General features: G+C 70.1%; 29 protein-coding genes and 1 tRNA gene. 15 read left to right on the top strand and 15 right to left on the bottom strand.

The annotated features are described in order from the left end of the window. From ACTWPV_RS47735 to ACTWPV_RS47725, 3 genes are all read left to right on the top strand, one after another. Window positions 1-413, top strand: a 413-nt coding sequence (locus tag ACTWPV_RS47735) for a replication initiator (RefSeq protein WP_443156914.1), incomplete at its 5' end; no start/stop codon positions are given. Window positions 414-426: 13 nt separating this feature from the next. Continuing rightward, entirely contained in the window at window positions 427-633 is a 207-nt protein-coding gene (locus ACTWPV_RS47730) for a helix-turn-helix domain-containing protein (RefSeq protein WP_132596167.1), read from the top strand. Next, window positions 633-1,775 (top strand): tyrosine-type recombinase/integrase, encoded by a 1,143-nt coding sequence (locus ACTWPV_RS47725; protein ID WP_443156913.1) that lies wholly within the window; start codon window positions 633-635, stop codon window positions 1,773-1,775. The genes ACTWPV_RS47730 and ACTWPV_RS47725 overlap by 1 nt, the downstream gene beginning before the upstream one ends. Window positions 1,776-1,831: 56 nt before the next feature. On the opposite strand, the gene ACTWPV_RS47720 is transcribed toward ACTWPV_RS47725, so the two are convergent. From ACTWPV_RS47720 to ACTWPV_RS47710, 3 genes are all read right to left on the bottom strand, one after another. Next, window positions 1,832-1,907, bottom strand: a tRNA-Ala gene (locus ACTWPV_RS47720). A gap of 15 nt (window positions 1,908-1,922) precedes the next feature. Next, on the bottom strand, window positions 1,923-2,651 hold the full coding sequence (locus ACTWPV_RS47715; RefSeq protein ID WP_443156912.1) for an HAD family hydrolase: 729 nt from the start codon (window positions 2,649-2,651) through the stop codon (window positions 1,923-1,925). Between the two features lie 15 nt (window positions 2,652-2,666). Next, window positions 2,667-2,786 carry a DLW-39 family protein gene (locus ACTWPV_RS47710; RefSeq protein WP_020542320.1) on the bottom strand — a complete coding sequence of 40 codons (120 nt, stop codon included), beginning with the start codon at window positions 2,784-2,786 and terminating at the stop codon, window positions 2,667-2,669. Window positions 2,787-3,276: 490 nt separating this feature from the next. Between ACTWPV_RS47710 and ACTWPV_RS47705 the strand changes: the two genes are divergently transcribed. Then, window positions 3,277-3,489, top strand: coding sequence for a heavy-metal-associated domain-containing protein (locus tag ACTWPV_RS47705; protein ID WP_443156911.1), 213 nt, complete (start codon window positions 3,277-3,279; stop codon window positions 3,487-3,489). Between the two features lie 46 nt (window positions 3,490-3,535). Here the strand turns inward: ACTWPV_RS47705 and ACTWPV_RS47700 are convergent, their stop codons facing one another. After that, entirely contained in the window at window positions 3,536-4,696 is a 1,161-nt protein-coding gene (locus ACTWPV_RS47700) for an MFS transporter (protein ID WP_443156910.1), read from the bottom strand. A gap of 177 nt (window positions 4,697-4,873) precedes the next feature. On the opposite strand from ACTWPV_RS47700, the gene ACTWPV_RS47695 reads away from it, so the two are divergent. Together ACTWPV_RS47695 and ACTWPV_RS47690 are read left to right on the top strand one after the other, a co-directional pair. Further along, a complete protein-coding gene (locus ACTWPV_RS47695) occupies window positions 4,874-5,194 on the top strand; it encodes a GntR family transcriptional regulator (protein WP_443156909.1) in 321 nt (106 codons plus the stop codon). Beyond that, window positions 5,140-6,021: an aminotransferase-like domain-containing protein gene (locus ACTWPV_RS47690; RefSeq protein ID WP_443156908.1), complete on the top strand. Its 882-nt coding sequence runs from the start codon at window positions 5,140-5,142 to the stop codon at window positions 6,019-6,021. Before ACTWPV_RS47695 ends, ACTWPV_RS47690 begins: the two co-directional genes overlap by 55 nt. On the opposite strand, the gene ACTWPV_RS47685 is transcribed toward ACTWPV_RS47690, so the two are convergent. Continuing rightward, a complete protein-coding gene (locus ACTWPV_RS47685; protein ID WP_347650619.1) occupies window positions 5,977-6,495 on the bottom strand; it encodes a universal stress protein in 519 nt (172 codons plus the stop codon). The two genes, ACTWPV_RS47690 and ACTWPV_RS47685, sit on opposite strands and share 45 nt — an antisense overlap. 116 nt (window positions 6,496-6,611) lie before the next feature. Then, window positions 6,612-7,325, bottom strand: a complete 714-nt coding sequence (locus tag ACTWPV_RS47680) for a hypothetical protein (RefSeq protein WP_443156907.1) — start codon at window positions 7,323-7,325, stop codon at window positions 6,612-6,614. Window positions 7,326-7,402: 77 nt separating this feature from the next. Between ACTWPV_RS47680 and ACTWPV_RS47675 the strand changes: the two genes are divergently transcribed. The 3 genes from ACTWPV_RS47675 (at window position 7,403) to ACTWPV_RS47665 (ending at window position 9,681) form a co-directional block, all read left to right on the top strand. Continuing rightward, complete coding sequence (locus ACTWPV_RS47675) at window positions 7,403-7,939, top strand: MFS transporter (protein ID WP_443156906.1); 537 nt, start codon at window positions 7,403-7,405, stop codon at window positions 7,937-7,939. Between the two features lie 87 nt (window positions 7,940-8,026). Further along, window positions 8,027-8,554 carry a copper chaperone PCu(A)C gene (locus tag ACTWPV_RS47670; RefSeq protein ID WP_443156905.1) on the top strand — a complete coding sequence of 176 codons (528 nt, stop codon included), beginning with the start codon at window positions 8,027-8,029 and terminating at the stop codon, window positions 8,552-8,554. Then, window positions 8,551-9,681 (top strand): Dyp-type peroxidase, encoded by a 1,131-nt coding sequence (locus tag ACTWPV_RS47665; RefSeq protein ID WP_443156904.1) that lies wholly within the window; start codon window positions 8,551-8,553, stop codon window positions 9,679-9,681. Before ACTWPV_RS47670 ends, ACTWPV_RS47665 begins: the two co-directional genes overlap by 4 nt. Before the next feature lie 12 nt (window positions 9,682-9,693). On the opposite strand, the gene ACTWPV_RS47660 is transcribed toward ACTWPV_RS47665, so the two are convergent. Further along, window positions 9,694-11,022, bottom strand: a complete 1,329-nt coding sequence (locus ACTWPV_RS47660) for an aminotransferase class I/II-fold pyridoxal phosphate-dependent enzyme (RefSeq protein WP_443156903.1) — start codon at window positions 11,020-11,022, stop codon at window positions 9,694-9,696. Window positions 11,023-11,056: 34 nt separating this feature from the next. Here ACTWPV_RS47660 and ACTWPV_RS47655 point away from each other — a divergent pair, with 34 nt between their 5' ends. Continuing rightward, window positions 11,057-11,683, top strand: coding sequence for an FMN-binding negative transcriptional regulator (locus ACTWPV_RS47655; RefSeq protein WP_443156902.1), 627 nt, complete (start codon window positions 11,057-11,059; stop codon window positions 11,681-11,683). A gap of 46 nt (window positions 11,684-11,729) precedes the next feature. After that, window positions 11,730-12,185 carry a GbsR/MarR family transcriptional regulator gene (locus ACTWPV_RS47650; protein WP_347650626.1) on the top strand — a complete coding sequence of 152 codons (456 nt, stop codon included), beginning with the start codon at window positions 11,730-11,732 and terminating at the stop codon, window positions 12,183-12,185. A 442-nt stretch (window positions 12,186-12,627) separates the two neighbouring features. Here ACTWPV_RS47650 and tnpA read toward each other — a convergent pair whose 3' ends face one another. From tnpA to ACTWPV_RS47625, 5 genes are all read right to left on the bottom strand, one after another. Next, window positions 12,628-13,026: an IS200/IS605 family transposase gene (tnpA, locus tag ACTWPV_RS47645; protein WP_443156916.1), complete on the bottom strand. Its 399-nt coding sequence runs from the start codon at window positions 13,024-13,026 to the stop codon at window positions 12,628-12,630. 354 nt (window positions 13,027-13,380) lie between these two features. Continuing rightward, on the bottom strand, window positions 13,381-13,674 hold the full coding sequence (locus ACTWPV_RS47640) for a hypothetical protein (protein WP_347650629.1): 294 nt from the start codon (window positions 13,672-13,674) through the stop codon (window positions 13,381-13,383). Between the two features lie 186 nt (window positions 13,675-13,860). Next, entirely contained in the window at window positions 13,861-14,532 is a 672-nt protein-coding gene (locus ACTWPV_RS47635; RefSeq protein ID WP_443156901.1) for a class I SAM-dependent methyltransferase, read from the bottom strand. Window positions 14,533-14,600: 68 nt separating this feature from the next. After that, window positions 14,601-15,284, bottom strand: a complete 684-nt coding sequence (locus tag ACTWPV_RS47630) for a response regulator transcription factor (protein WP_347650631.1) — start codon at window positions 15,282-15,284, stop codon at window positions 14,601-14,603. Continuing rightward, window positions 15,281-16,474, bottom strand: a complete 1,194-nt coding sequence (locus tag ACTWPV_RS47625; protein ID WP_443156900.1) for a sensor histidine kinase — start codon at window positions 16,472-16,474, stop codon at window positions 15,281-15,283. The genes ACTWPV_RS47630 and ACTWPV_RS47625 overlap by 4 nt, the downstream gene beginning before the upstream one ends. Before the next feature lie 649 nt (window positions 16,475-17,123). Here ACTWPV_RS47625 and ACTWPV_RS47620 point away from each other — a divergent pair. The 4 genes from ACTWPV_RS47620 (at window position 17,124) to ACTWPV_RS47605 (ending at window position 19,872) form a co-directional block, all read left to right on the top strand. Beyond that, entirely contained in the window at window positions 17,124-17,639 is a 516-nt protein-coding gene (locus tag ACTWPV_RS47620) for a twin-arginine translocation signal domain-containing protein (protein ID WP_443156899.1), read from the top strand. After that, complete coding sequence (locus ACTWPV_RS47615) at window positions 17,585-18,964, top strand: serine hydrolase domain-containing protein (RefSeq protein ID WP_443156898.1); 1,380 nt, start codon at window positions 17,585-17,587, stop codon at window positions 18,962-18,964. Before ACTWPV_RS47620 ends, ACTWPV_RS47615 begins: the two co-directional genes overlap by 55 nt. A gap of 150 nt (window positions 18,965-19,114) precedes the next feature. Then, window positions 19,115-19,540: a DUF5980 family protein gene (locus tag ACTWPV_RS47610; RefSeq protein WP_443156897.1), complete on the top strand. Its 426-nt coding sequence runs from the start codon at window positions 19,115-19,117 to the stop codon at window positions 19,538-19,540. A gap of 104 nt (window positions 19,541-19,644) precedes the next feature. Continuing rightward, window positions 19,645-19,872 carry a hypothetical protein gene (locus ACTWPV_RS47605; RefSeq protein WP_347650644.1) on the top strand — a complete coding sequence of 76 codons (228 nt, stop codon included), beginning with the start codon at window positions 19,645-19,647 and terminating at the stop codon, window positions 19,870-19,872. Between the two features lie 24 nt (window positions 19,873-19,896). Here ACTWPV_RS47605 and ACTWPV_RS47600 read toward each other — a convergent pair whose 3' ends face one another. The 3 genes from ACTWPV_RS47600 to ACTWPV_RS47590 all read right to left on the bottom strand — a co-directional run bounded on the left by ACTWPV_RS47600 (window position 19,897) and on the right by ACTWPV_RS47590 (window position 21,051). After that, the gene (locus ACTWPV_RS47600) at window positions 19,897-20,235 is read right to left on the bottom strand and encodes a VOC family protein (protein WP_347650645.1); all 339 of its coding nucleotides are present in this window, start codon (window positions 20,233-20,235) and stop codon (window positions 19,897-19,899) included. 152 nt (window positions 20,236-20,387) lie between these two features. Then, window positions 20,388-20,732, bottom strand: a complete 345-nt coding sequence (locus tag ACTWPV_RS47595; protein ID WP_443156896.1) for a DUF6082 family protein — start codon at window positions 20,730-20,732, stop codon at window positions 20,388-20,390. Further along, complete coding sequence (locus tag ACTWPV_RS47590) at window positions 20,695-21,051, bottom strand: DUF6082 family protein (protein ID WP_443156895.1); 357 nt, start codon at window positions 21,049-21,051, stop codon at window positions 20,695-20,697. Before ACTWPV_RS47590 ends, ACTWPV_RS47595 begins: the two co-directional genes overlap by 38 nt. Between the last annotated feature and the right edge of the window lie 3 nt (window positions 21,052-21,054).

Genomic DNA, 21,054 nt, shown 5'->3' with positions numbered 1-21,054 from the left:
ACGAGCCCTGCTCCCCCACCTGCCCGAACTGGCTGCGCTACGGCATCCAGCCCAAGAACGCCAAACCCGGGATGGCTCCCGGCCGGTGCCGCTCCAAGGCGCACAAGCCCGAACACCTCGGCTACGCGGGCCGCCGTGTTCTGGTCTCTCGTAAGTGGTCGAACAAGACCCTCGCCGAGCACAAGCAGGACCGCCGTACCTGGGTCCTGGAAGCCCTCGGCCAGGCCGACGAACCCACCGACCCACACCGCTACATCTGGCGACCCGTCCCGGCCGGAGACGCCAACGTGCCACCCCTCGCCGTACGGCTCCTCCGGTCCGTCCACGAACGGCAACGCTGGCGAGCTCACCTCAGAGAGCTGGAAGCCAGAGCAGCCGGACAAGATCTTTCGGCAATTCCGCAGGCCGCGTGAAGGAGGGAGAGACATGGATCAACTGCTGACCGTTGACGAAGCGGCCGATGCGCTGAACACCTCCGTGCGCTTCGTCCGCCGACTGATAGCCGAACGCCGGATCGAATTCGTGAAGGTCGGACGCCACGTCCGCATCCGCGAGTCCGCACTGATCGCCTTCGTCGTGGCCGGAACCGTCACGCCGATGACCACCGGCACCGTCAAAGGGAGGGCTGCCTGATGGCCAACAGAGACGGTCACCGCCGTTTCGGCAATATCCGCAAGCGCGAGTCCGGCCGGTTCCAGATTCGTTATCCGGGACCGGACGGGCGTCTACGGACCGGCGCCACGACCTATGCAACCAGGACTGAGGCCGACCGTGCGCTCACGATCATCGAGGCCCAGATGATCGCGGGCGACTGGACGGATCCCGATCGCGGCAAGGTTCTTCTCGGCGACTACGCCCGAGCGTGGATCAAGGAACGTCCCGGCCTGCGCCCCAAGACCATCGAGAACTACACGTGGTTGCTGGAGCGGCACATCATGCCGACCCTTGGCAGTGTCCAGGTCGGCAAGCTGACCACCCAGATGATCCGCGCGTGGCGGTCCGAACGGCTGGAGCAGGGCGTATCGGTCTCGACGGTCGCCAAGGCGTACCGGTTCCTGCGGGCCGTTCTGATGACGGCGGCGGAAGAAGACAAGCTGATCAGCCGCAACCCCTGTCGCATCAAGGGCGCCGACAATGAGCACACGCCCGAGCGTCCCGTGATCACGGTGTCTCAGGTGTTCGAACTCGCCGACCGGATGGCGGACAGGCGGTTTCGAGCACTGATCCTGCTGGCCACGTTCGCCAGCCTGCGGTGGGGTGAGGTGATCGCGCTTCGACGGCGTGATCTCGACCTGGTGGCGCGCACGGTCCGGGTTCGGGAACAGCTCATCGAGCTGGACGGCGGGGAGATGCGCCTGTGCCCGGTCAAGTCCAAAGCCGGTCGTCGTATCGTCGGCATCCCCGCAGTGATCGTTCCGGCGCTCACCGAACAGCTCGCGTCCTACGTCGAGTCAGAAGAGGACGCGTTCGTGTTCCTCGGCAAGCTGGGCGGGTTCCTGCGGGGAAGCAACTTCCGGCGTGCCGCGAAGTGGGGTGAGGCGTTGAAGGAGATGGGGCTCGCCGGCCTGCACTTCCACGATCTTCGCCACACGGGCAACACGCTCGCCGCGCAGTCAGGGGCGAGCCTGGCCGATCTCAAAGCACGGATGGGGCACGACAGCGATCGGGCGGCGCTCATCTACCAGCACGCCACCAAGGACGCTGACCAGCGGATCGCGGATGCGCTCAGCGCTCGGGTGGAGGCCGAAAGGAAGAGGATGGGCCAGGATGGCTAATGGCCCGTTAATGGCCCGAGCACCCCGCCACAAGATCAGTGGCGGGGCGTTTTCCCTGGTGGAGCCTAGGAGATTCGAACTCCTGACTTCCTGCTTGCAAAGCAGGCGCTCTGCCAACTGAGCTAAGGCCCCTTCGACGAAGATAGCTTACCGGGCCGACGAAGCCACCTGCGTCGTACCCAGGTCGTCGCTCAACACCAGGCTCGGGAAGTCTGCGATCGAGTCGATGAGGTGGGTGGCGCCGCCTTTCAGAAGGCGCTCCCGGCTGTGGACGCCCGTCAGGATGCCGGCCACGATCGATGCTCCGGCTCGCGTGCCGCACAGCATGTCGTTCTCCGAGTCGCCGATCACCGCCACGTGCCGTACGTCCGCCACCCCCGTACGGAGGACCGCGTGCAGCACCATGTCGGGCCAGGGGCGGCCGCGGCCGCCGGCGTCTTCCGGGGAGATGGCCAGGTCGATCTTGTCGTGCCAGCCGAGCACGCTCAGCACGCGGCTCAACGTGACGCGGCTGAAGCCGGTGATCAGGGCTAGTTGGAGGCCGTTGCCACGGAGTTTGTCGAGGACCTCCATGACTCCGGGCACGGGCGTCAGGCCTGCCCGCTCGAGCGCGCCTTCGTAGGAGCGTTCGAACGTCAGGTTCGCCGCCTGGGCCTGGGCTTCGTTCCCGGGGAAGATCCCGCGGAAGACATCGATCGTGGGACATCCCCGGGACCGGTGCACGTGAACCATGGCACGCGCGTAAGCCCCGGTCCCGGGCACTATGCCCTGGGTCGCGATCGCCTCGGCAAAGGCGCGCTCGACCATGGCGATGTCACCGACTGTGGTGCCTGCCAGGTCCAGGCACACCAGCTTGATGGGGACGACGTCACTCATCGCCTCGCCGGTCGGTTAGTTCTCGCTGCCGGTCGCCTCGGTCCAGAGATCAAGCTCTGCGCGGTCGGCCTGCACCTTACGCCAGATCAGCAACCCCCCAAGGGCGATCAGCGCCAGAACGAGCAGCTTCTTCACGGTGTGACCCCACTTCTTCGACGGTCTCACCTGCCGGGGTGAGACCCAACGGTTGACAAGCAGCCTAGCAAGGGATGGCTGCGCTACCTGTGTTGCGGATGTGTGGAATGTGCGATGGACGAGTGTTCGGCCCCAGGTGGGACCCGAATGCTGTCCCATCTCGGACGAACTTCGACCAACCATCTGTCGGCAACCCTCATGGGCAACAGCTCGATCATGCCAAATATCCGGCGCGGATGCGCGAAACGTCCGTGCCGGGGGTCAGCTCGTGCTTGCTGGGAGGAGGCTGGTGAGCCTGATCCTGGTAAATGTGTGCCCTGGAGGAGGGTAACCCGAGGTGAGCATGCCTGCCAGCCGCTTGGGGGTCGGATTCGGATTACGGAGGCGCGACATGTCGGCTCAGAACGAACATGCTCGTGTCCGGTTTCGTCACGATACCACAGGGGGGTATGGTGATCGAAACACTCGCACACTTCCTGAGGAGATCGTCATGAGCACTGCCACCTTCACCGTCACCGGCATGACCTGCGACCACTGCGTGAGCTCGGTCAAGGAAGAGGTCAGCGAGGTGGCGGGCGTGACGTCCGTGGAGGTCGACCTGGCGGGTGGCCTGCTGACGGTGGGCAGTGACGGTCCTGTCGACGCGGCCGAGGTCGCCGCGGCGGTGAAGGAAGCCGGTTACGAGATGACCGGGCAGGCCTGACGGGGTCTCCGGGCGGCCGGCACCGCCCATGCGCTCTGCGCCCCCCTCAGACGGGCTGTGGCCTGCGGGCCCAGGCGACGGCCGGCCTCATCGCGGCGCCGGCCGCCGCGAACGCGCCGCCGAGCAACAGCCATCCGAGCGTTCCGCCGTCGAGCACGAGCGTGGTGAGCACGACGGGCCCGAGCATCCTGGCCACCGGCACGCCCGTCCCGAAGAAGCCCTGATACTGGCCCTGCCGGTCCTCGGGGGCGAGCGCGAAGCTGATCTCCCAGGCGCCCGGCGCGAGCAGCAGCTCGGCGAGCACCTGCAGGCCGGTCGCGACGAGCAGGAACACCCATCCGTACGGGCTCAGCGCGAACACCGCGCACGCCGCGAACATCACCAGCCCCGCGTGCCGCACCGACGCGGAGGCGTCGTCGAGGCCTTTCACCCTCCGGGCCACCCGCACCTGGAAGAGCAGCACGCTGCCGGTGTTGATCACGAGCATGACGGAGACGACCCAGGCGGGCGCTGAGGTACGGGTGGCGATCCAGAGGGGCACGACGATGCTGAGCAGCGGCATGTAGAAGAGCATCACCGCGTTGATCAGCGTGACGAGCGCGTACGGCCGGTCCCCGAGCACGGCCATCCGTGGCCCGGTGGGGGCCGGCGCGGGGTGTACGGAGGGCAGCCGGAGCAGCACGGCTGCGGCGGTCACGAAGGCCAGGGCGTCGAGCGCGAACGCCGCGAGAAATGCCTCCGGCGTGTCGACGTGCAGTGCGAGCCCGCCCAGGGCGGCGCCGGCGGCGATGCCGCCGTTGAGCGTGGCCTGCAGGACGGCACGTACCGCGGTGCGTTGCTCCGGCGGCACCAGCCCGGCCAGCAGCGCCTGGCGGGCGGCGGACAGGCCGGTCTGGGCGGTGCCGTACACGCAGGCGACGAGCACGAAGAGCTCGAAGGAGCGGACGAACATGAACGCGGCGACCGCTGCGGCGGTCGTCAGTGCGAGCAGGACGGCGACGCCGCGCGGGCCCCGCCGGTCGGCCAGGTGGCCGAGCGGCAGGCCGGCCACCGCGCCGACCGCCCAGCCCAGCGTGAGGCCGAGGCCGATCTGGGCGGGCGGCAGGCCGACGATCCTGGCGAAGTAGAACGCGGAGGTGACGAGGTAGACGCCGTCGCCGACGGAGTTCGCGAGTTGGGCGCGGGCCAGGTTGCGGCGGGGGTTCACGGCTTGTACGACTCCGGCGTCATGCGGATGGCGACGCCCATCCGGTTCCAGGCGCTGATGGCGTCCGAGCCGGCCATGGCCTGCGTCCCGAGGTCCATTCGTGCGGTCATGCAGCCATCTTGGAGCGCAACTTGTCCCGGGATAAGCTCCAATTTCTGGCAAGATGATTGGGCCAAGATGGACGTTCACATCAGCCTCGGCGGCAGGGGTGACCTGGCCGCGCAGGTCTACCGGCAACTGCTCGACGCCATCCTCGACGGGCGGCTCAGGTCGGGCGAGCGGCTGCCGCCGACGAGGCAGCTGGCGCGCAGCCTGGAGATCTCCAGGAACACGGTCGCGCTCGCCTACGACCGCCTGGTCGCCGACGGGTTCCTGGTGGGGCGGGCGGGCGCGGGGACGTTCGTGTCGGCGGAGCCGGTCAGGGGCAGGGCGGCCCCGGCGACGTGCTCATCACGGGCGGCGCGCAGCAGGCGCTCGACCTCGTCGGCCGGGTCCTGATCGAGCCGGGTGACACGGTGGCCGTCGAGGAGCCCGGTTATCCGCCCGCCCGCCTGCTGTTCCGCTCGCTCGGTGCGCGGGTGGCGGGCGTGCCCGTCGACGCCGAGGGCATCGACGTGCGGGCCATCCCCGGCTCCGCCCGCATCGTGTACGTCACGCCGTCGCACCAGTTCCCCCTGGGCACGCCCATGTCCCTGGCCCGCCGCGCCGCGCTGCTGGCCTGGGCGGAGCGCCGCCGGGCGGTGGTGATCGAGGACGACTACGACAGCGAGTTCCGGTTCGGCGAGCGCCCGCTCGAACCCCTCCAGAGCCTCGACCGGGCGGGCCGCGTCGTCTACGTGGGCTCGTTCTCCAAGATCCTGCTTCCGATGCTCAGGCTCGGCTTCCTGGTGGCGCCCGCCTCGCTCGGGCCTGCGCTGCGCGCGGCCAGGCGGCTGTCGGACTGGCACGGGGAGGTGCCGACGCAGGCGGCGCTGGCGCGCTTCATCGACGAGGGCCTGCTGGCCAGGCACATCAGGAGGGCCACCCGTGAGTACGCCGCCAGGCACGCCCTGGTCGCCGAGGCGCTGGCAGCCGACGACCGCCTGCTTCCGGTGCCGTCCACGGCGGGCCTGCACCTGTGTGCCCGCCTCGCGCCCGACGTGTCCGTACGCCCCGCGCCGGAGCTGGCGGTGGAGCGGCTGGAGGCGTACTGCGGGGATGCACCGGCCCAGGCCGGGCTGGTGCTGGGCTACGGCGCGATCACGAAGGACGCCATCCCCGATGGGCTGCGCCTGCTGCGGTCACGGATGTCGGCGGCTCCAGAACCCGCGAACCCGCTCCCCTGACATCTCCGGGTCGTCCGGCGACGTCGGTTGTCGCACGATCACTACGGTGGTGCGGGCGTGTCGCGCGCAGTACATGCTGGTCGAGGGCATGAAGATGCGGCTGAACAGCCCGCGTCTCCCCCGCCCCAGCACCAGCAGATCACCTTCGCGGGCCAGATCCACGAGGTGGTAGCCGGGGTCGCCGACCCGGCCGACCACCGCCGTCGTGAGATCCTCGGGCACTCCGCCCGCGACGTCGTCGAACACGCCGGTGATCACCTCTGAGCAGCGCGCCTCCTCGCCCGCTCTGATGGCGTGCTGCACGGGCAGCGCCTCAGGGAACGGGTGGACGGGCGCGCGGCTGACGTGCACGGCGACCAGGGCCATCCGGTGCAGCCTGGCCGCGCCGATGGCCCAGGCGAGCGCCCAGCGCGATGACGGCGACTCGTCGACCCCGACGATCAGCCTCGCACCGACGGGCAGTTCCTGTTCCACGGTGCCTCCTGTTGAGAAGTACGACCATAGTGCGCCTACCCGTCGATTACCGGGAGGTGGCATTTTGGAACCTTGGCGTCGCCGCGTGGAAAACCAGAGGGAAGTTCCCGGCGTGCTCAAACCAGCTTCAGCAGGCCGCCGTGCAGGGTGTCCCGTTCGTCCGCCGACAGGGTCCGGTACGCCGCCGCGGCCCGCTGGTCGGTGTCCGCCTCGATCCTGGCGCGCAGCGGCCCGTCCGCCAGGGCGACGATCCCGGCCGCGGTCAGGCCCTGCGCCTGCCAGGCCGTGGCGTGGGCGTCGGCGCGGTGGTGGCGCAGCGCGGCGATGCGGTTGAACAGCAGCACCCCCGGCGAGGTCCCCTCCGGTTCGTACGGCGGCACCGCCACCTCCAGCGCGCCGCCCGGCACGCGCTCGGCCGAGTCGAGCACCCGTCCCGCCAGGCCGGCCAGCGCGGGCAGGTCGTGGCCGGCCCAGGCACGTTCGGCCGCGGCGGCGTGCAGGTCGTACAGCCTGTGGATGAACGCGAGCCCTTCGCGCGTCGGCCGGAGCAGGCCGCCGGGGTCCTCGGTCATGGTTCCCTCGCCCAGGTGGTCGTCGAGTTCGCGGAGCGCGGCGTCGCCGTAGCGGTAGAGCGTGGCCAGCTGCGGCCGGGTGAGCGGGCGCAGGGGGAGGGTGAACCGCAGGTCGACCAGCAGGCCGGGGGTCACGCCTGACGACTCGGCCAGGTCGGTGACCGATCGGAGTGCCGCGGCGTGCAGGTTGACGTGGGCCGCGTCGATGATCGGGGCGATCGTCGCCGCATATTCCGACAGGTCATGAAATTTCGGCATCAGGTGGATTATGCCGGTGTGTAAGGGGATGGAGGAGTGCCGAACGGACCGGCCTGACCCCATGGAATGCTAAGCGTATGGCCGCGCCGCTCCGCCTCGCCCGCACCACGGTGTTCGCCGTGGTCTGCCTGGGCCTGGGCGTGGCGGCCCACGTGCTCGGCGGCGCCCCCGTGCCGGCTCCGGCCGCCGCGGGCGGGCTGGCGGTGGCGCTCGTGGCCGCGTACGCGCTGGCCGGGCGCGAGCGCTCGATCACGGTGATCCTGCCGCTGCTGGCGGCGCTCCAGGTCGTCATGCACGTGCTGTTCTCGATGTCGCACGCGGCCACACCCCACCAGCCGGCCGGCCACCTCCACTCCGGGCTGGTCCCCGACCTCGGCATGCTGGTCGCCCACGGGTGGGCGGTCGCGATGACCGCGCTGTGGCTGGCCCGAGGCGAGGCCGCGCTCTGGTCGCTGCTGCGACGCCTGGTCGTGCGGCTGCTGGTCATCTGGCTGCCGCCGCTCACGACTCCTTTCTCCACACCCCTGTGGACGGCGGAGCCGCGCGAGCTCCGCCCGGCCGTGCTGCGCCACGTGGTCAGCAGGAGGGGTCCGCCGCGGGTTGTCGCCGCCTGACCTCCGGGTCGCGGCAGGACGGTTTCTTCCCATAGACAACCCCACGCCCGGCAGGGCCTGCTTCGGCATGCCGGGCGGAGAAAGGCCATGCCCATGTTCTCTCGTCATGCCCTCGTGCTCGCCGCCGCCGTGGTGGCGCTGGCCGGCTGCGGCGGCGGCTCGACCACCGCGTCCGCGCCCGCCGCCACCACCGCCACGACAGCGGCCGCGGCCGCGGCCGCCGGGCTCTCCATCACCGACCCCTGGGTGAAGACCGTCAAGAAGGGGATGACCGCGGCCTTCGGGACGCTGGTCAACAACGGCGACACCGACGTCACCATCGTGTCCGGCGCGTCGCCGCTGTCGCCGACCATCGAGCTGCACGAGGTCGTCGAGTCCGGCGGCAAGATGGTCATGCGGCCCAAGGAGGGCGGGTTCGTGGTGCCCGCGCGCGGCACGCACCAGCTCCAGCCCGGCGGCGACCACATCATGCTGATGGGCGTCACGGAAGAGGTGAAGCCCGGGGCGAAGGTGCCGTTCACGCTCCAGGTGAAGGGCGGGCAGCCGCTCGAGTTCAGCGCCGTCGGCAAGGACTTCGCCGGCGGCAAGGAGGACTACCAGCCGGGGCACGAATGATCAGCCGTAGAGGGCTGCTGGCCGGGGGAGCCGCCACCGCGGCGGGCGCCTTCACCCGCCGCGAGACCCCGCCGCCGACCCACGCCGAGCGGGCGAGGGTGGAGCCGTTCCACGGCCCGCACCAGGCGGGCGTGGCGACGGCGCCGCAGGTCCACGCCGTGTTCGTCGGGTTCGACCTGCGCAAGGGCATCCGCGGGGAGGCCGTCGTCCGGCTGCTCCAGCTGCTCACCGACGACGCCGCCCGCCTGACCCAGGGCCGGCCCGCCCTGGCGGACACCGAGCCGGAGCTGGCCGCCGCCCCCGCCGGGCTGACGATCACCTTCGGGTTCGGGGAGGGGCTGTTCGACAGGGCCGGGGTGGATTCGCCGGTCCGCCCGCTGCCCGCGTTCGAGACGGACAAGCTGGACAGGCGGTGGAACGGCGGCGACCTGCTCGTCCAGGTGTGCGCCGACGACGGTCTGACCGTCGCGCACGCCGTACGGATGATCGTGAAGGACGCGCGGTCGTTCACCCGGGTGCGCTGGACCCAGCGCGGGTTCCGTGGCGGGGCCGGCGAGGGGACGCAGCGCAACCTGATGGGCCAGGTCGACGGCACCGTGAACCCCACCGACCTGGACAGGGCCGTCTGGATCGATCAGGGCCCGGCCGGGATGCGCGGCGGCACCACGATGGTGTTGCGCAGGATGCGCATGCACCTGGAGACGTGGGACGCCGCCGACCGCGTGGCCAGGGAGTTCACCATCGGCCGGCGGCTCGACACCGGCGCCCCGCTGACGGGCGGGGCCGAGCACGACGAGCCCGACTTCGACCGGAAGAACCACCTGGGGTTCCCGGTCATCTCCGAGTACGCCCACATCAGGCGGGCCCACGTGGCGGATCCGGCTCAGCGGATCCTGCGCCGGCCGTACAACTACGACGAGGGTCTGACCGAGGACGGCGAGTCGGACTCCGGGCTGCTGTTCGCCTCCTACCAGGCGGACATCGAGCGGCAGTTCGTGCCGATCCAGCGGCGGCTGGCCGAGGGTGACCTGCTCAACGAGTGGGTCACCGCGATCGGCTCGGCCGTCTTCGCCATCCCGCCGGGGTGCGCGCCCGGCGGCTGGATCGGGGAGGGGCTGCTGGGGTAGCCGGGGAGCGGGTCAGCCGTACCGGCCCGTCGAGGTGGGACGCAGGGCGGCGGCGAGGTCGTCGGCCAGCACGCCGATCTCGTCCTGCCCGAGCGTGGCCGCGGTGAGGCGCAGCGCCGGCGGCGTGGCCACCCGGTTGCGGGCCCCGGGGGCGGCCGCCCAGCCGCGGGCCAGCAGCCGGGTGATCGCCGTGGACTCGTCGGCGACGGGGACCCACACGTTGAGCCCGGTGCGGCCGTGCGCGGTGATGCCGCGCACGGCCAGCGCCTCCACCAGGCCGTCCCGGCGCCGCGCGTAGGCCGCGGCCACCGCCTCGGTGTCGACCGCCTCCGTACGCCAGAGGTGGGCGACGGCGCGCTGCAGCAGGTGGCTGACCCAGCCGGTCGCGAGCCGCTGGCGCCCGCGCAGCCGGTCGAGCGTGGTCGGGTCACCGGTGACCAGGGCGAGGCGGAGGTCGGGGCCGAGGGACTTGGCGGTCGAGCGGACGAGGATCCACCGCCGCGTGACGCCGGCCAGCGGGTGCAGCGGCAGGTCCACGAAGCCCGAGCCGTGGTCGTCCTCGACGAGCAGCACGTCCGGGTGCGCCGCCAGCAGCTCGCGCAGGGCGGCGGCGCGGTCGGCGGAGACGGCGGCGCCGGTCGGGTTCTGCGCGCGGGCCGTGACGACCACGGCGCGGGCCCCCGCCCGCAGGGCCCGGCCGAGCTCGTCCGGCAGCGGCCCGTCGTCATCCAGCCGCATCGGCACGATCCGCAGCCCCATGGCGGTGACCAGGTCGAGCAGGGACGTCCAGCCGGGGTCCTCGACGGCGACCGCGTCACCGGGGCGCAGGTGGGCGGCGAGCACCCGTTCGACGGCGTCGAGGGTGCCGGAGGTGATCGCCAGCGGCGCGGGCGGCAGGCCGTCCGCCTGCAGGCGGGCCCCGGCCAGGGCGAGCAGCTCCTCGTCGTCGTCCGTCCCGTACAGCGCGGGCCGTTCCTCGTGCGCGCGGGCCGCGGCGGCGAGGGCCTCGTGCAGGGCCGGCAGCAGGGCGGGGTCGGGGTTGCCCTGGGACAGGTCGCGCACCCCCGGAGGCACCTCGATGCGGATCTCCTCACGGAACGTGCTGGCCGGGCGCGGCCTGACCCGCGTGCCACGCCGCCCGGCCGTCTCGACGACCCCGCGCTCGCGCAGCAGCCGGTACGCCGCCGCCGCCGTGCCGGGACTGACCCCGGCCGACGCGGCCGCCTCGCGCACGGGTGGCAGCATGCGGCCGGGCGGCAGCCGCCCTTCGGACACGGCGGCCTCGACCCCCGCCGCTATCTCGCTGGCCGACCCACCGGCAATCGTGTATGTTTCTAGCACAAATCTAATTATGTACTAATACAAAGAGGTTCGGGTGCTGATTCATCCGTGGGACGCGGCCCGCGACAGGGAAGAGTGGCAGACCTGGCTCCGTACACGGGATTTCGGCCAGCTCGCCGCGAACGGCGTGAACGGCGGCCCGCCGATCCTGGTGCCCACGCACTTCCTGTTCGACGGCGGCAAGGAGGTCGTGCTCCACCTGGCCAGGCCCAACCCGATCTGGCCGGCGATCGAGGCCTGCCCCACGGTGGTGGTGAGCGTGCACGACGACTACGCCTACATCCCCACCGGCTGGCGGGCCGACTCGCCCGAGACCGGCGTGCCGACCAGCTACTACGCGTCGGTGCAGCTCACCTGCGTGGCCGAGATCGTGGACGGCAAGGAGGGCAAGATGGAGATTCTGCGCCGCCAACTCGCCCACCACCAGCCGGACGGCGACCACGGCGAGACGCGCGCGGACTCGGGGCCGTACCACCGGATGTTGCCGGCCATTCGAGGGCTGCGGCTGGAGGTGGTGGGGGTGCGGGCCAAGTTCAAGTTCGACGACCACCGGCCGGTGGAACAGCGCGAGCGCATCGCCGCCGAACTCGCCGCGCGCGACCTGCCGCACGACGCGGGCGCCAGGGAGCAGCAGCTCAGGCGGCTGAGCAGGGCGGTATGAGACAGCAGAAAGTACCGATATGACTGCTTAGCGTTACAATGTTCGTATGAGCGAGCAGGATGGTCCCGGCCGTGAGCGGGTCCTCGCCTGGGTCGAGCGGGTGGCGGCGTTCGTCTCCGAGGAGTGGGGACTCGCCCCCATCAGCGGCCGGATCCTGGGCTGGCTCATGGTGTGCGACCCGCCGGAGCAGACCGCGTCCGACATCGCCGGGACCATCGGGGCCAGCCGCGCGTCCCTGACGACCAACCTGCACCTGCTGACGTCCCACAGGCTCATCCGCCGTTTCCGCAAGACCGGCGAGCGCAACGTCTACTACGCGATCGAGGACGACGCCTGGGCCAAGATCGTCCGGCAGAAGCTGGCCGTGTTCGCCGCGTTCGACGAGCTGGCCGCCGAGGGCCTACGGCTGGGCTGGCGCGACCTGGCCCGCACGGCGCGCATCCGAGCCGCCCGGAAATCCATCGCCGATGCGCTCCACCAGGTCGAGGCGGGGGCGGAGTGAACAACGCTGTGGATAACCAGCCCTCCCTGTGGATAACACCGTCACCTCGGGAGCCTTGACCCTGCCCGGCGGAGCCGGGCAGGGTCAAGGCCAGTGGTCTCCACGCCGACCGGAGAACCCGTCGCCCGATCCGCCGCACACCCCCTTTGACCTTGCATCATCACCTAATGCGATGATTCGTCACGCTCCGGGTCTGGCGCGTAACAACCTGATATCGCCTCGCCCGAATGGGCTGACAAGGGCTCCGTCCACCGTGCGCCGGCCTGTCCACAACCCTGTGGACAACCAGTCCGTCAGGCACGGGTCACCAGGTCCATCGTTTCCCCACGCCTTCAGCGTGATCTGGTGTGGAACCCCGGGCGTTTACACCCGGGAGGAAACGACAGCGCGGGAGGGCCGCCAGGCCCGGGCGGTGCCCTGATCTTCGGTCTTCGTGCGGCGCTCAGTCTGGCCGCTTCTGGTTGTCGATGTACTCCTTGATGATCGACAGAGGTGCGCCGCCGCAGGAGGCGGCGAGGTACGAGGTGGACCAGAAGTGGCCACCCCATAGGTACCGGCGGATGTGGACCGGGAACTCTTTCCGTAGCAGCCTGGCCGAGACACCTTTGAGGGAGTTGACCAAGGTCGAGAGCGCGACTTTGGGCGGGTAGCGCACCAGCAGGTGAACGTGGTCGTGTTCGCCGTTGAACTCCACCAGCGTGGCACCGAAGCTGTCACACACCTCGACCATGATGTCCTCGCACCGGCGGAGAATCTCGTCGGTGAACACTTTCCGCCGATACTTGGGCGTAAAGACCACATGTGCATGCAGGCTGTGGACCACGTTACGCCCCCGCCGGATCTCGGGGTCGGGTTCCCCGCCCTGATAACCGGCGGTGACATGGACCTCTTGATAGTGTGTTCGATGATGAGGCTGGTGGTGCCCCCGAGCGGGATCACCTTGACGGACGCGCCCGGGCAGGCGGAACAGCCGGCGTGCAACCAGGGCGGCATGCTGATGGCGCCGCGGTGCCGCCAGACGATGAACTCGCCGCCGAAGTCCGCATGGTGCCGGGCTTCGTAGGTGTCCTGCCAGATGGTGTGGCAGTTCTGGCACTGGAATGACCAGATCTCGACAGTTGAATCGGTTTCGCGCACGAGGAATCGCCTCCTGGGATCGGCGCGGTCAGACGGGCAGGAAGGTGTTCCCGCCGGCCTAGATGCGCCAGATGCCCAGGTGGGTGAGCCGGTCGACGCCCGTACGCCAGTGCCTGACGAGCCGCGGGCGCGGTGGCTTGAACCGGGCACGCGGAGGCTCGTGATCGCGTCCGGGAAAGGGCAGAGGCGCCAGAACCCCGCCGCCGGCGCACCTGCCGCCCGCCGGTTTTCCGACGTGCCGCTTGAACGCCGAGCGTCGAGGCGGGCACGAGTCGTCCCGCCCGTCACCGTGGTCGACGTGGACGGAGTCTCCGTGGATGACCGAGGCGGCGTGCACAGGCTGCCACGGCATCGGCCACACGCCCACACAAAGGACGACCCCGATCAGAAGGGTCAACCACCGCTTCCGTCCAGGCCGCTCGATCCTTCCTGAGCCGGAGACCACACGTGAACGCTACATTGCCCTATGTCATCGACTGACTACTTAGAGGTGATATCTCCGTCTATGGTAGGCGTTGGCGAGGTGGCCGAGGCCCTGTCACGAGACGACCCCGGTCAGCTGCGGGCGGGATGGGCCGGCCCGGTAGACGGAGACGGCATAGGGCCGTGAAGCGTCCCGTTCCACCCGCTCGGCGAGCTTCGTGACCGCCCGGCTTCCCTCGATGAACCCGTGCAGCCGCTCCGCCTCCGGCCACGGGTGCACGAGAACGAGGACACCTCCAGGCGCCAGCAGCGAACGCAGCCGCTCCGAGGCCCTGCGCAACCTGTCGCCACGGCCGATGTAGTAGAGGGTCTCCGCGCAGAACACCAGGTCGTACCGGTCCCGCTCCTCGTAGCCGAGCAGGTCGGCGTGGACGAACCGGACACGCGCGCCATCCCCGACCGCGCGCTCCCTGGCGCGTCCCAGCGCCCTCTCCGACACGTCGAGCCCCGTGATCCCGGCATCCGGCCAGGCCGTCGCCAGCATCTGCGTGAAGACGCCCTCGGCGCACCCCACCTCCAGGATGCGGGCGTACGTCCCCTCGGGCAGCTGGTCGAGCGTGGCCCGGTATTTACGGCGCTCGTACGAGTCCGTGGCGAGCGACCACGGGTCGGGCCGGCGATGCCACCAGTCGAAATACCGGTGCAGCACCTTCCCCTGAGCCCGCGGGCCGAGAAGGGAGACGGTCCGGAAAAGGGTGCGATGCAGCAGCTCGGGGATTCGGGACACGGGATACGACACCAGACCTTTCGCGGCAGTGATCGTGCCCCGAACCTACGAGCGGCACCGCCGGCATGTCATGGCGCTGCAGGGGGATCGTGGGATCTAGCTCCGCCGTAGGGGGTGACCAGCCCGGTCTGGAACGCGTACACCGCCGCCTGGGTGCGGTCGCGCACCCCGATCTTCGTCAGGATGTTGCTGACGTGGCTCTTCACGGTCTGCTCCGCGATGACGAGACTGCCGGCGATCTCGGTGTTGGACAGGCCGTGCGCGATGAGCGTCAGGATCTCGCTCTCCCGCGGGGTCAGCGGGCCCTGAGCCTCCCCGGTGAACGGCCGTGGCGGGCCCAGCCGGGCGAAGGCACTGATCAACCGGCGGGTGACGGACGGCGCCAGCATGGCGTCTCCGTTCGCGACGATGCGTACGGCGTCGCTCAGCTCCCGCGCCGTGGCCTTCTTCAGCAGGAAGCCGCTGGCGCCGGCGCGCAGCGCCTCGTAGACGTACTCGTCGAGGTCGAAGGTGGTGAGCATCAGCACCTTGGTCCGCCCGGCGAGGCGGCGCGTGGCCTCCAGCCCGTCGGTCCCCGGCATGCGCACGTCCATCAGCACGACGTCGGGCGTCAGCGCGGCGGCCTTGACCAGCACGTCGTCGCCGTCGACGGCCTCGCCCACCACCTCGATGTCAGGCTGGGCGTTGAGCAGCACGGCGAACGCCTCGCGGACCATCGACTGGTCGTCGGCGATCAGCACCCGGATGCTCACCTGGCCTCCGTCCCGCCGAGCGGCAACCGTACCGTCACCTCGTAGCCTCCGTCCGGCCGCGCCCCCACCCACAGGTCACCGGCCAGCATGGCCACGCGCTCGCGCATGCCGAGCAGGCCGTGCCCGGGTCGGGCGGACGGGGGAGGCGGGTGGGGTGGCGGGTCGTTCTCGACGCGGATGCGAAGATCGCCAGGTTCGTACGCCACCTCGACGCCGACCTGTGCCCCCGGAGCGTGCTGGAGCGCGTTGCTCAGCGCCTCCTGCACGATCCGGTACGCCGACAGCTCCACCCCCGGAGGGAGCGGCCTGCGTTCGCCGTCGACGCGCAGGGTCACCGGCGTGCCGGCCGCCCGCAGCCGGCCCACGAGCTCCCCCAGCCGGTGGAGGGTCGGCTGCGGGCTCGCCTCGTCCGTGCCGTTCCTTAGCAGGTCGAGAATGCGGTGGAGCTCGGTGAGCGCCTCCACCGCGCTCGACCTGATCGTGGCGAAGCTCCTCGCCAGCTCCGGGGGAGGATCGGGCACCCGGTAGGGTGCCGCCTCGGCCTGCACCGCGACGACCGACATGTGGTGGGCCACCACGTCGTGCAGCTCCCGCGCGATCCTGGCGCGCTCTTCCAGAAGGGCGGAGCGGGTCTGCTCCGCCAGCGCCTTCTGGTCCGCCAGGGCCACCCGGCGCAACGCCTCCCGATGACCGCCGAGCGCTCCCACGGTGATCAACACCATGCCCGACAACAACGACATGTCCATCAGGCTCACCAGCGTCTGCTCGCCCGGCAGCCCCGCCCACAGGACGATCCCGGCCGCCAGCGTGCCGAGCCACATCTCGGCCAGCAGCACGTGCCTGGACCCGAACCCCACCAGGCCCAGCACGGACACGTGCGCGACCAGCACGGGTGCGGGCCACACCATCCCGTCCAGCTGGGCATGGGACGTCACCGCCGCCGCCACGGCCGCGACCAGCGACAACCACCACGCCGCCCTGGGCCGGAAGCGGGACACCATCAGCGCGATCGCCGTCGCCAGCCCCAGCGTGCCGGCCGTCACGTTGCGTACGCCGTAGTCGTCGAGCAGCGTGTGCCAGACGATCGCGGCCAGCACCACCCCGAGAGCGCCCACCAGCGGCAGGGTCACCGCCGAGCGGAGCGGCAGGGCGAGCCCCGCGCCTTCCGCGCCTTCCGCGTCGAACGCCAAGACCCACCGCGCACCATGTCTCACCCGGTCACTCACCCGATCTCCCTGCCTCGCGCGTCAGCCCTCTCCGATCAGTCTGTGTCAAGCGCGTACGCCGTGCCGGATGGAAATCGACCGGCCACGGGGGAATCCATTCGTGAATGTGATGACTATGCAGATGACAATTCAGGTGTGAAGTTTGTCAATGGACCGCGCGTGGGCAAGGATAGGGCAGAGAACCCATCCAACGAAGGGGCAGCGATGAAACGACGCCCGGTCATGGTGAAGGTGGAAGAGACCCAGCTGCGGGTCGGTGCGGTGACGGCGTCCAACTCCACGGGAAACTGAGGCACGCGGCGTTTCACTGCGAAAACGCGGAAACTCGACAGGAGCGCCGGCTGTTCCCCGCAACGCCGCACGGCGACGAAATTCATCCCCACTTTTGCCACTGTGGAGACCGGGGCAGCCTGCCTCCTTTCCGGTGTCCGTCGACCCCTACAACGGCCGCGCGGCATCGCCCCGCGTGGCAGGCCGGACCTGAACGGTGGGCGTCGTCATGGGGAAGATCGTGTCCCATCCGGCAGCGCGGGCGCCACGAGATTTCCCCGTACCCGCCTCCTCCATGCCAGCATTCCCGAGGACAAACGTTGACCTTGAGGAGTGACCCCAGATGGACAGGAGACGTTTTCTCACGCTGGCCGGAGCCGCGGGCGCCGCCGTCGGAGGGCTCGCGGAGCCCGCGCTGGCCGCCGGCTACCCGTCGTTCAACCGGCGGATCCCCGAAGAGGCGCACGTCAAGATGAAGGAGTTGGCCCCCTACCGCATCACCTCATTCGCCTTCACCCCGTCCAACGGCTGGGTCATGGTCACAGCCGACGGCCGCTATTTCGCCCGCGGCATCCCCGACGCCTGCTTCACCGAGCTGAAGAAGCTGGTCACCGCGGGCCGGCGCATCCACTGCGTGGCATTCCCGCCCGAGGGCGGCGACCGGTGGCTGATCACCACGGACAAGGGGGTGTCGGCGCGGAACATCCCGGAGGAGTGCCACCAGCGCATCACCGCCTACTACGCCGCGGGACAGCAGGTGGGGCACGTCGCCTTCCCGCCGTCAGGCGGCAACCGGGGGTGGTGGTGGCCGCCAGGGACACCTTCGCCCGGGGCATCGACGACGAGTGTTACCAGATGATGCGCAACCTGGAGCAGGGCGGCCGCCGCGTCACCCGGGTCGCGTTCCCGTACACCGGAGGATGGCTGGTCGTCGCGCAGGACGAGTTCCGCGGCCGCGACATCGACGGTGAGTGCCGCACCGAGCTGAAGGACATGATCGCCGCCGGCTGGGAGGTGCACAACGTGGCCTTCTCGCCGGCGAACGACGGCTGGTCGCTGTGCTCGCGCGGCACGCTGCCCGCCCTGCCGGCCGACCCGGTGCGCAAGGTGGAGAACGCGGTGGGCGGCGCCGACATCTGGCGGCGTATGAGCACCTACAAGACGCCCGGCGTGGCCGTCGCGGTGGTCACCGGCAACCGCATCGCCTGGTCCACCGGCTACGGCCGGCTGGAGGCCGGCGGCGCGGCGGCCGTACATCCCGAGAGCGCCTTCCAGGCCGCATCGATCAGCAAGGCCGTCGCCGCGGTCGGCGTGCTGCGCCTCATGCAGACGCTCGGCAAGCCGCTGACCGACGACATCCGCCCCTACCTCGGCTGGACGCTGCCACGCCGCGACTGCGTCACCCTCAAGGCGACGCCGACGATCGAGCGCGTGCTCACCCATCGCGCCGGCATCGCCGGGCGCGGCTCCACCTACCCGCTCGACGCCTGCTCCGGCTTCTCCTCCGGGGGCGGCGGCTTCCCCGGGTACGGCCCCGGCGTCACCGTGCCGTCCTTGCTGCAGGTCATGAACGGCCAGGGCAACACCCCCGAGATCGAGCTCACCACCGATCCCGGCACCGGATACCACTACTCCGGAGCCGGCTTCGTCCTGCTGCAGCGGATGATCGAGGAAGAGACCGGACAGTCCCTGACGCAGTACATGGACCAGCAGGTGTTCACCCCGCTCGGCATGAGGACCAGCTCGTACGCGCTGGAGCCCGGCTTCGAGCGGGCCGCGGGCCACACCACCACGGGCGCGGTCATTCCCGGCAGGCGCAACCGCTACCCCGAGTCGGCCGCCGCCGGCCTCTACACCACCGTGCAGGACCTGTGCCGGCTCGTGTGCTACCTCAACAAGGCCTGGACCGCCTCCGGCGACGTGGCCGGCCCGCTCAACCGGGCGTCCGTGCGCAGCCTGCTCAGCCCCGGTCCGCAGAGCGGCATGGGCCGCGGCCTGTTCGTCTCCGGCGTCGGGACCAAGAACTTCGCCTACACCCATGACGGCTCCAACTACGGCTTCAAGTCGGTGTTCAAGGGCTATCCGGAGCTGGGGGCGGGCTACGCGATCCTCGCCAACGGCGACGACTTCGGCCTGGTGAACGAGATCGCCGCCGCCGTCAGATCCGTCTACGGATGGTCCTGACCGAAACGGACGGCAGCCGACGCGGGACTCCCGGAGAACGGGTTGAAGGTCCGGCTACCGCGAGGCGGCAAGGGCCTTTTCCTTGATCCTTGACTAGTTTAAATTTGAACAGGCAAGGACGTCCGAAGCAGAGACACCAAGGAGGAAGCCGTGCGAACGATCAAGCGAACCGCCAGGCTGGCGCTCGGCGCGACGGCCGGCGCGGCACTCGCACTGTCCAGCACCACCCCGGCCCAGGCGAGCACATGGGAACTGAAGCACTCCCACCAGAAGATATGTGTGCAAGCCAACTACAGCCACAGCACCTACCTCATTGCCGCGGTCGTCGGAAGCTGGTCCACGACCATCCACATGGGGATGAAGAATCTGCCCCCCGGCTCGACCGACGAGAGCGCGCCGATCCCACCCGGATCCAACTACACCGACCCGGAGGACGGATCCACCACGATCAACGGCTGGATCGGGCTGACGTTCCCGCCGCTACCGGCCGGGACGTACGAGTCGCTGTTAACCGCCTCGGACGGCACGCGGACCGAGTCCAACCCCGTCACCATCAACGTCAAGGCCTGGTGCTAGCCATGATCGACGCCACGTGATCCCTGGCGGAGCAGGCGGGAGTGTCCGGAACCGGCACGCGAGCCACGAACCGGACACTCCCGACCGCCCGCGATGATAGAGGCATGGCAGACGACAGAACCCGGTGGGACCTGCACGTGGAGATGTACGCCACCGAGGAGCAGGCACGGGAGATCAAGGAGCAGGTGCAGCGCCTGCTGTGCCCCGACCCCGGCCATCGTCCACCGTGTGCGATCCCCTGGTCCACCAGCCTCTACGAAGCCGAGGGCGAGGACACGGCCGGCCTGGAAGAGCAGTACCTGATCGAGCACGGCGACGACTCCCGCAGCTGAAACAGCCCACGCGGCCGGGGAACGTCATCCCGGGCCGCCGCCGAAGCTGATCTCATTGCCCTCCGCGTCGCGGTAGATCACCTTGGTCACGCTCTCGTACGTCTCGCGCCCGGCCGGCTCGATGCCGCGCCGGGCGATCTCGGCGACCCGCCCCTCCACGTCGTCGACGAACTGCAGCACCAAGGCGTTCCCCGCCCGCTCCGGGTCCTGGATGATGTAGATGTAGCGGTTCTCGGCCGTCTCCCAGACCGCCTCGATGTCGTTCGGCAGGAACGAGGGCGGCCCGCCGAAAAGCCGCTCATACCACGGCAGCGCCGCCGCGTAGTCGGTGACGGGGATGCCGGCGAAGAGGTACTGCCCCATGTCGTCCTCCATAGGCACGGTCGATGTGTCACCGATACCGACCCCGCAAGCGCCCAAAACTCATCGCCGCCACCGCCACCTCGCTCTCAGACGCGCCGAGGCGTCACTGTCGGAGCCCTTCCCGTCGCCGGGCGCCGCTGCTTACCCGGTGATCAGAGCCGATCGGCGCGCCTCTTGCCGAGAAGGACCCCGGCTCCGACGGCGGCAACCGCCACCACCCCACCCACCATGAGCTTCCGAGACAGCCCGCCAGGGGACACGCGTGAACGTTCCACCATCGGCTCGCCCGTCTGAACGGCCTTGTAATACTCCTCATCAATGATCTTGCCGAACCTCCGGTCACGACGGTTCCGTTCGCCTGCACCGAACCAGGTCCGGTTGAACTCCCAGTGCTCCCGGCCGATCCGTGACCTGAACCTGCCGGCCATGACCATCCGCAGCTCCGACGCCGAGGTCTCCTTAAGCGCGTAGAACGACCGCAGGAGCGCGAGTTGCATGTTGGCGTATACCCAACCGCCGCATCACCTCTGCGCCCTCCTCAGTCCCGTCCCACTGCGCGCCTTCCACCTGCATGAGGGACGGGTACTCCATCACGAAACGCATCATCTCGACATGGAGCATCCGCACGGTGGTCTCCGAGGAGACCCGCGCCGTCCGCGCCTGAAACGCCACCGAAACCGCCAGCGCCAGGAGCGACGCCGCGGTCAGCAGGGCTACGGCGGCGCCGTACGCTTCACCGACGTCGGCGAGCGAGGCCCAATCGACACTCGTCCCGCCGGCAAGCCGATCGAGCACGAGCGGCGACCCGAGGAGCATGAG

Source organism: Nonomuraea sp. KM88, assembly GCF_052245635.1.
In the GTDB taxonomy this organism is placed as follows: Bacteria; Actinomycetota; Actinomycetes; order Streptosporangiales; family Streptosporangiaceae; genus Nonomuraea.
The sequence above is the reverse complement of the archived record's forward strand: the minus strand, read 5'-3'. Positions and strand labels throughout refer to the sequence as shown.

What these genes read in the sequence shown, in the direction of transcription:
- ACTWPV_RS47705 (WP_443156911.1), top strand. Translation starts at nt 3,277, where the DNA reads ATGAGCACTGCCACCTTCACCGTCACCGGCATGACCTGCGACCACTGC.
- ACTWPV_RS47620 (WP_443156899.1), top strand. Translation starts at nt 17,124, where the DNA reads ATGGACAGGAGACGTTTTCTCACGCTGGCCGGAGCCGCGGGCGCCGCC.
- ACTWPV_RS47725 (WP_443156913.1), top strand. Translation starts at nt 633, where the DNA reads ATGGCCAACAGAGACGGTCACCGCCGTTTCGGCAATATCCGCAAGCGC.
- ACTWPV_RS47715 (WP_443156912.1), bottom strand. Translation starts at nt 2,651, where the DNA reads ATGAGTGACGTCGTCCCCATCAAGCTGGTGTGCCTGGACCTGGCAGGC.
- ACTWPV_RS47590 (WP_443156895.1), bottom strand. Translation starts at nt 21,051, where the DNA reads ATGCTCCTCGGGTCGCCGCTCGTGCTCGATCGGCTTGCCGGCGGGACG.
- ACTWPV_RS47695 (WP_443156909.1), top strand. Translation starts at nt 4,874, where the DNA reads ATGGACGTTCACATCAGCCTCGGCGGCAGGGGTGACCTGGCCGCGCAG.
- ACTWPV_RS47650 (WP_347650626.1), top strand. Translation starts at nt 11,730, where the DNA reads ATGAGCGAGCAGGATGGTCCCGGCCGTGAGCGGGTCCTCGCCTGGGTC.
- ACTWPV_RS47600 (WP_347650645.1), bottom strand. Translation starts at nt 20,235, where the DNA reads ATGGGGCAGTACCTCTTCGCCGGCATCCCCGTCACCGACTACGCGGCG.
- ACTWPV_RS47730 (WP_132596167.1), top strand. Translation starts at nt 427, where the DNA reads ATGGATCAACTGCTGACCGTTGACGAAGCGGCCGATGCGCTGAACACC.
- ACTWPV_RS47595 (WP_443156896.1), bottom strand. Translation starts at nt 20,732, where the DNA reads ATGCAACTCGCGCTCCTGCGGTCGTTCTACGCGCTTAAGGAGACCTCG.
- ACTWPV_RS47665 (WP_443156904.1), top strand. Translation starts at nt 8,551, where the DNA reads ATGATCAGCCGTAGAGGGCTGCTGGCCGGGGGAGCCGCCACCGCGGCG.
- ACTWPV_RS47675 (WP_443156906.1), top strand. Translation starts at nt 7,403, where the DNA reads ATGGCCGCGCCGCTCCGCCTCGCCCGCACCACGGTGTTCGCCGTGGTC.
- ACTWPV_RS47640 (WP_347650629.1), bottom strand. Translation starts at nt 13,674, where the DNA reads ATGCCGTGGCAGCCTGTGCACGCCGCCTCGGTCATCCACGGAGACTCC.
- ACTWPV_RS47680 (WP_443156907.1), bottom strand. Translation starts at nt 7,325, where the DNA reads ATGCCGAAATTTCATGACCTGTCGGAATATGCGGCGACGATCGCCCCG.
- ACTWPV_RS47605 (WP_347650644.1), top strand. Translation starts at nt 19,645, where the DNA reads ATGGCAGACGACAGAACCCGGTGGGACCTGCACGTGGAGATGTACGCC.
- ACTWPV_RS47670 (WP_443156905.1), top strand. Translation starts at nt 8,027, where the DNA reads ATGCCCATGTTCTCTCGTCATGCCCTCGTGCTCGCCGCCGCCGTGGTG.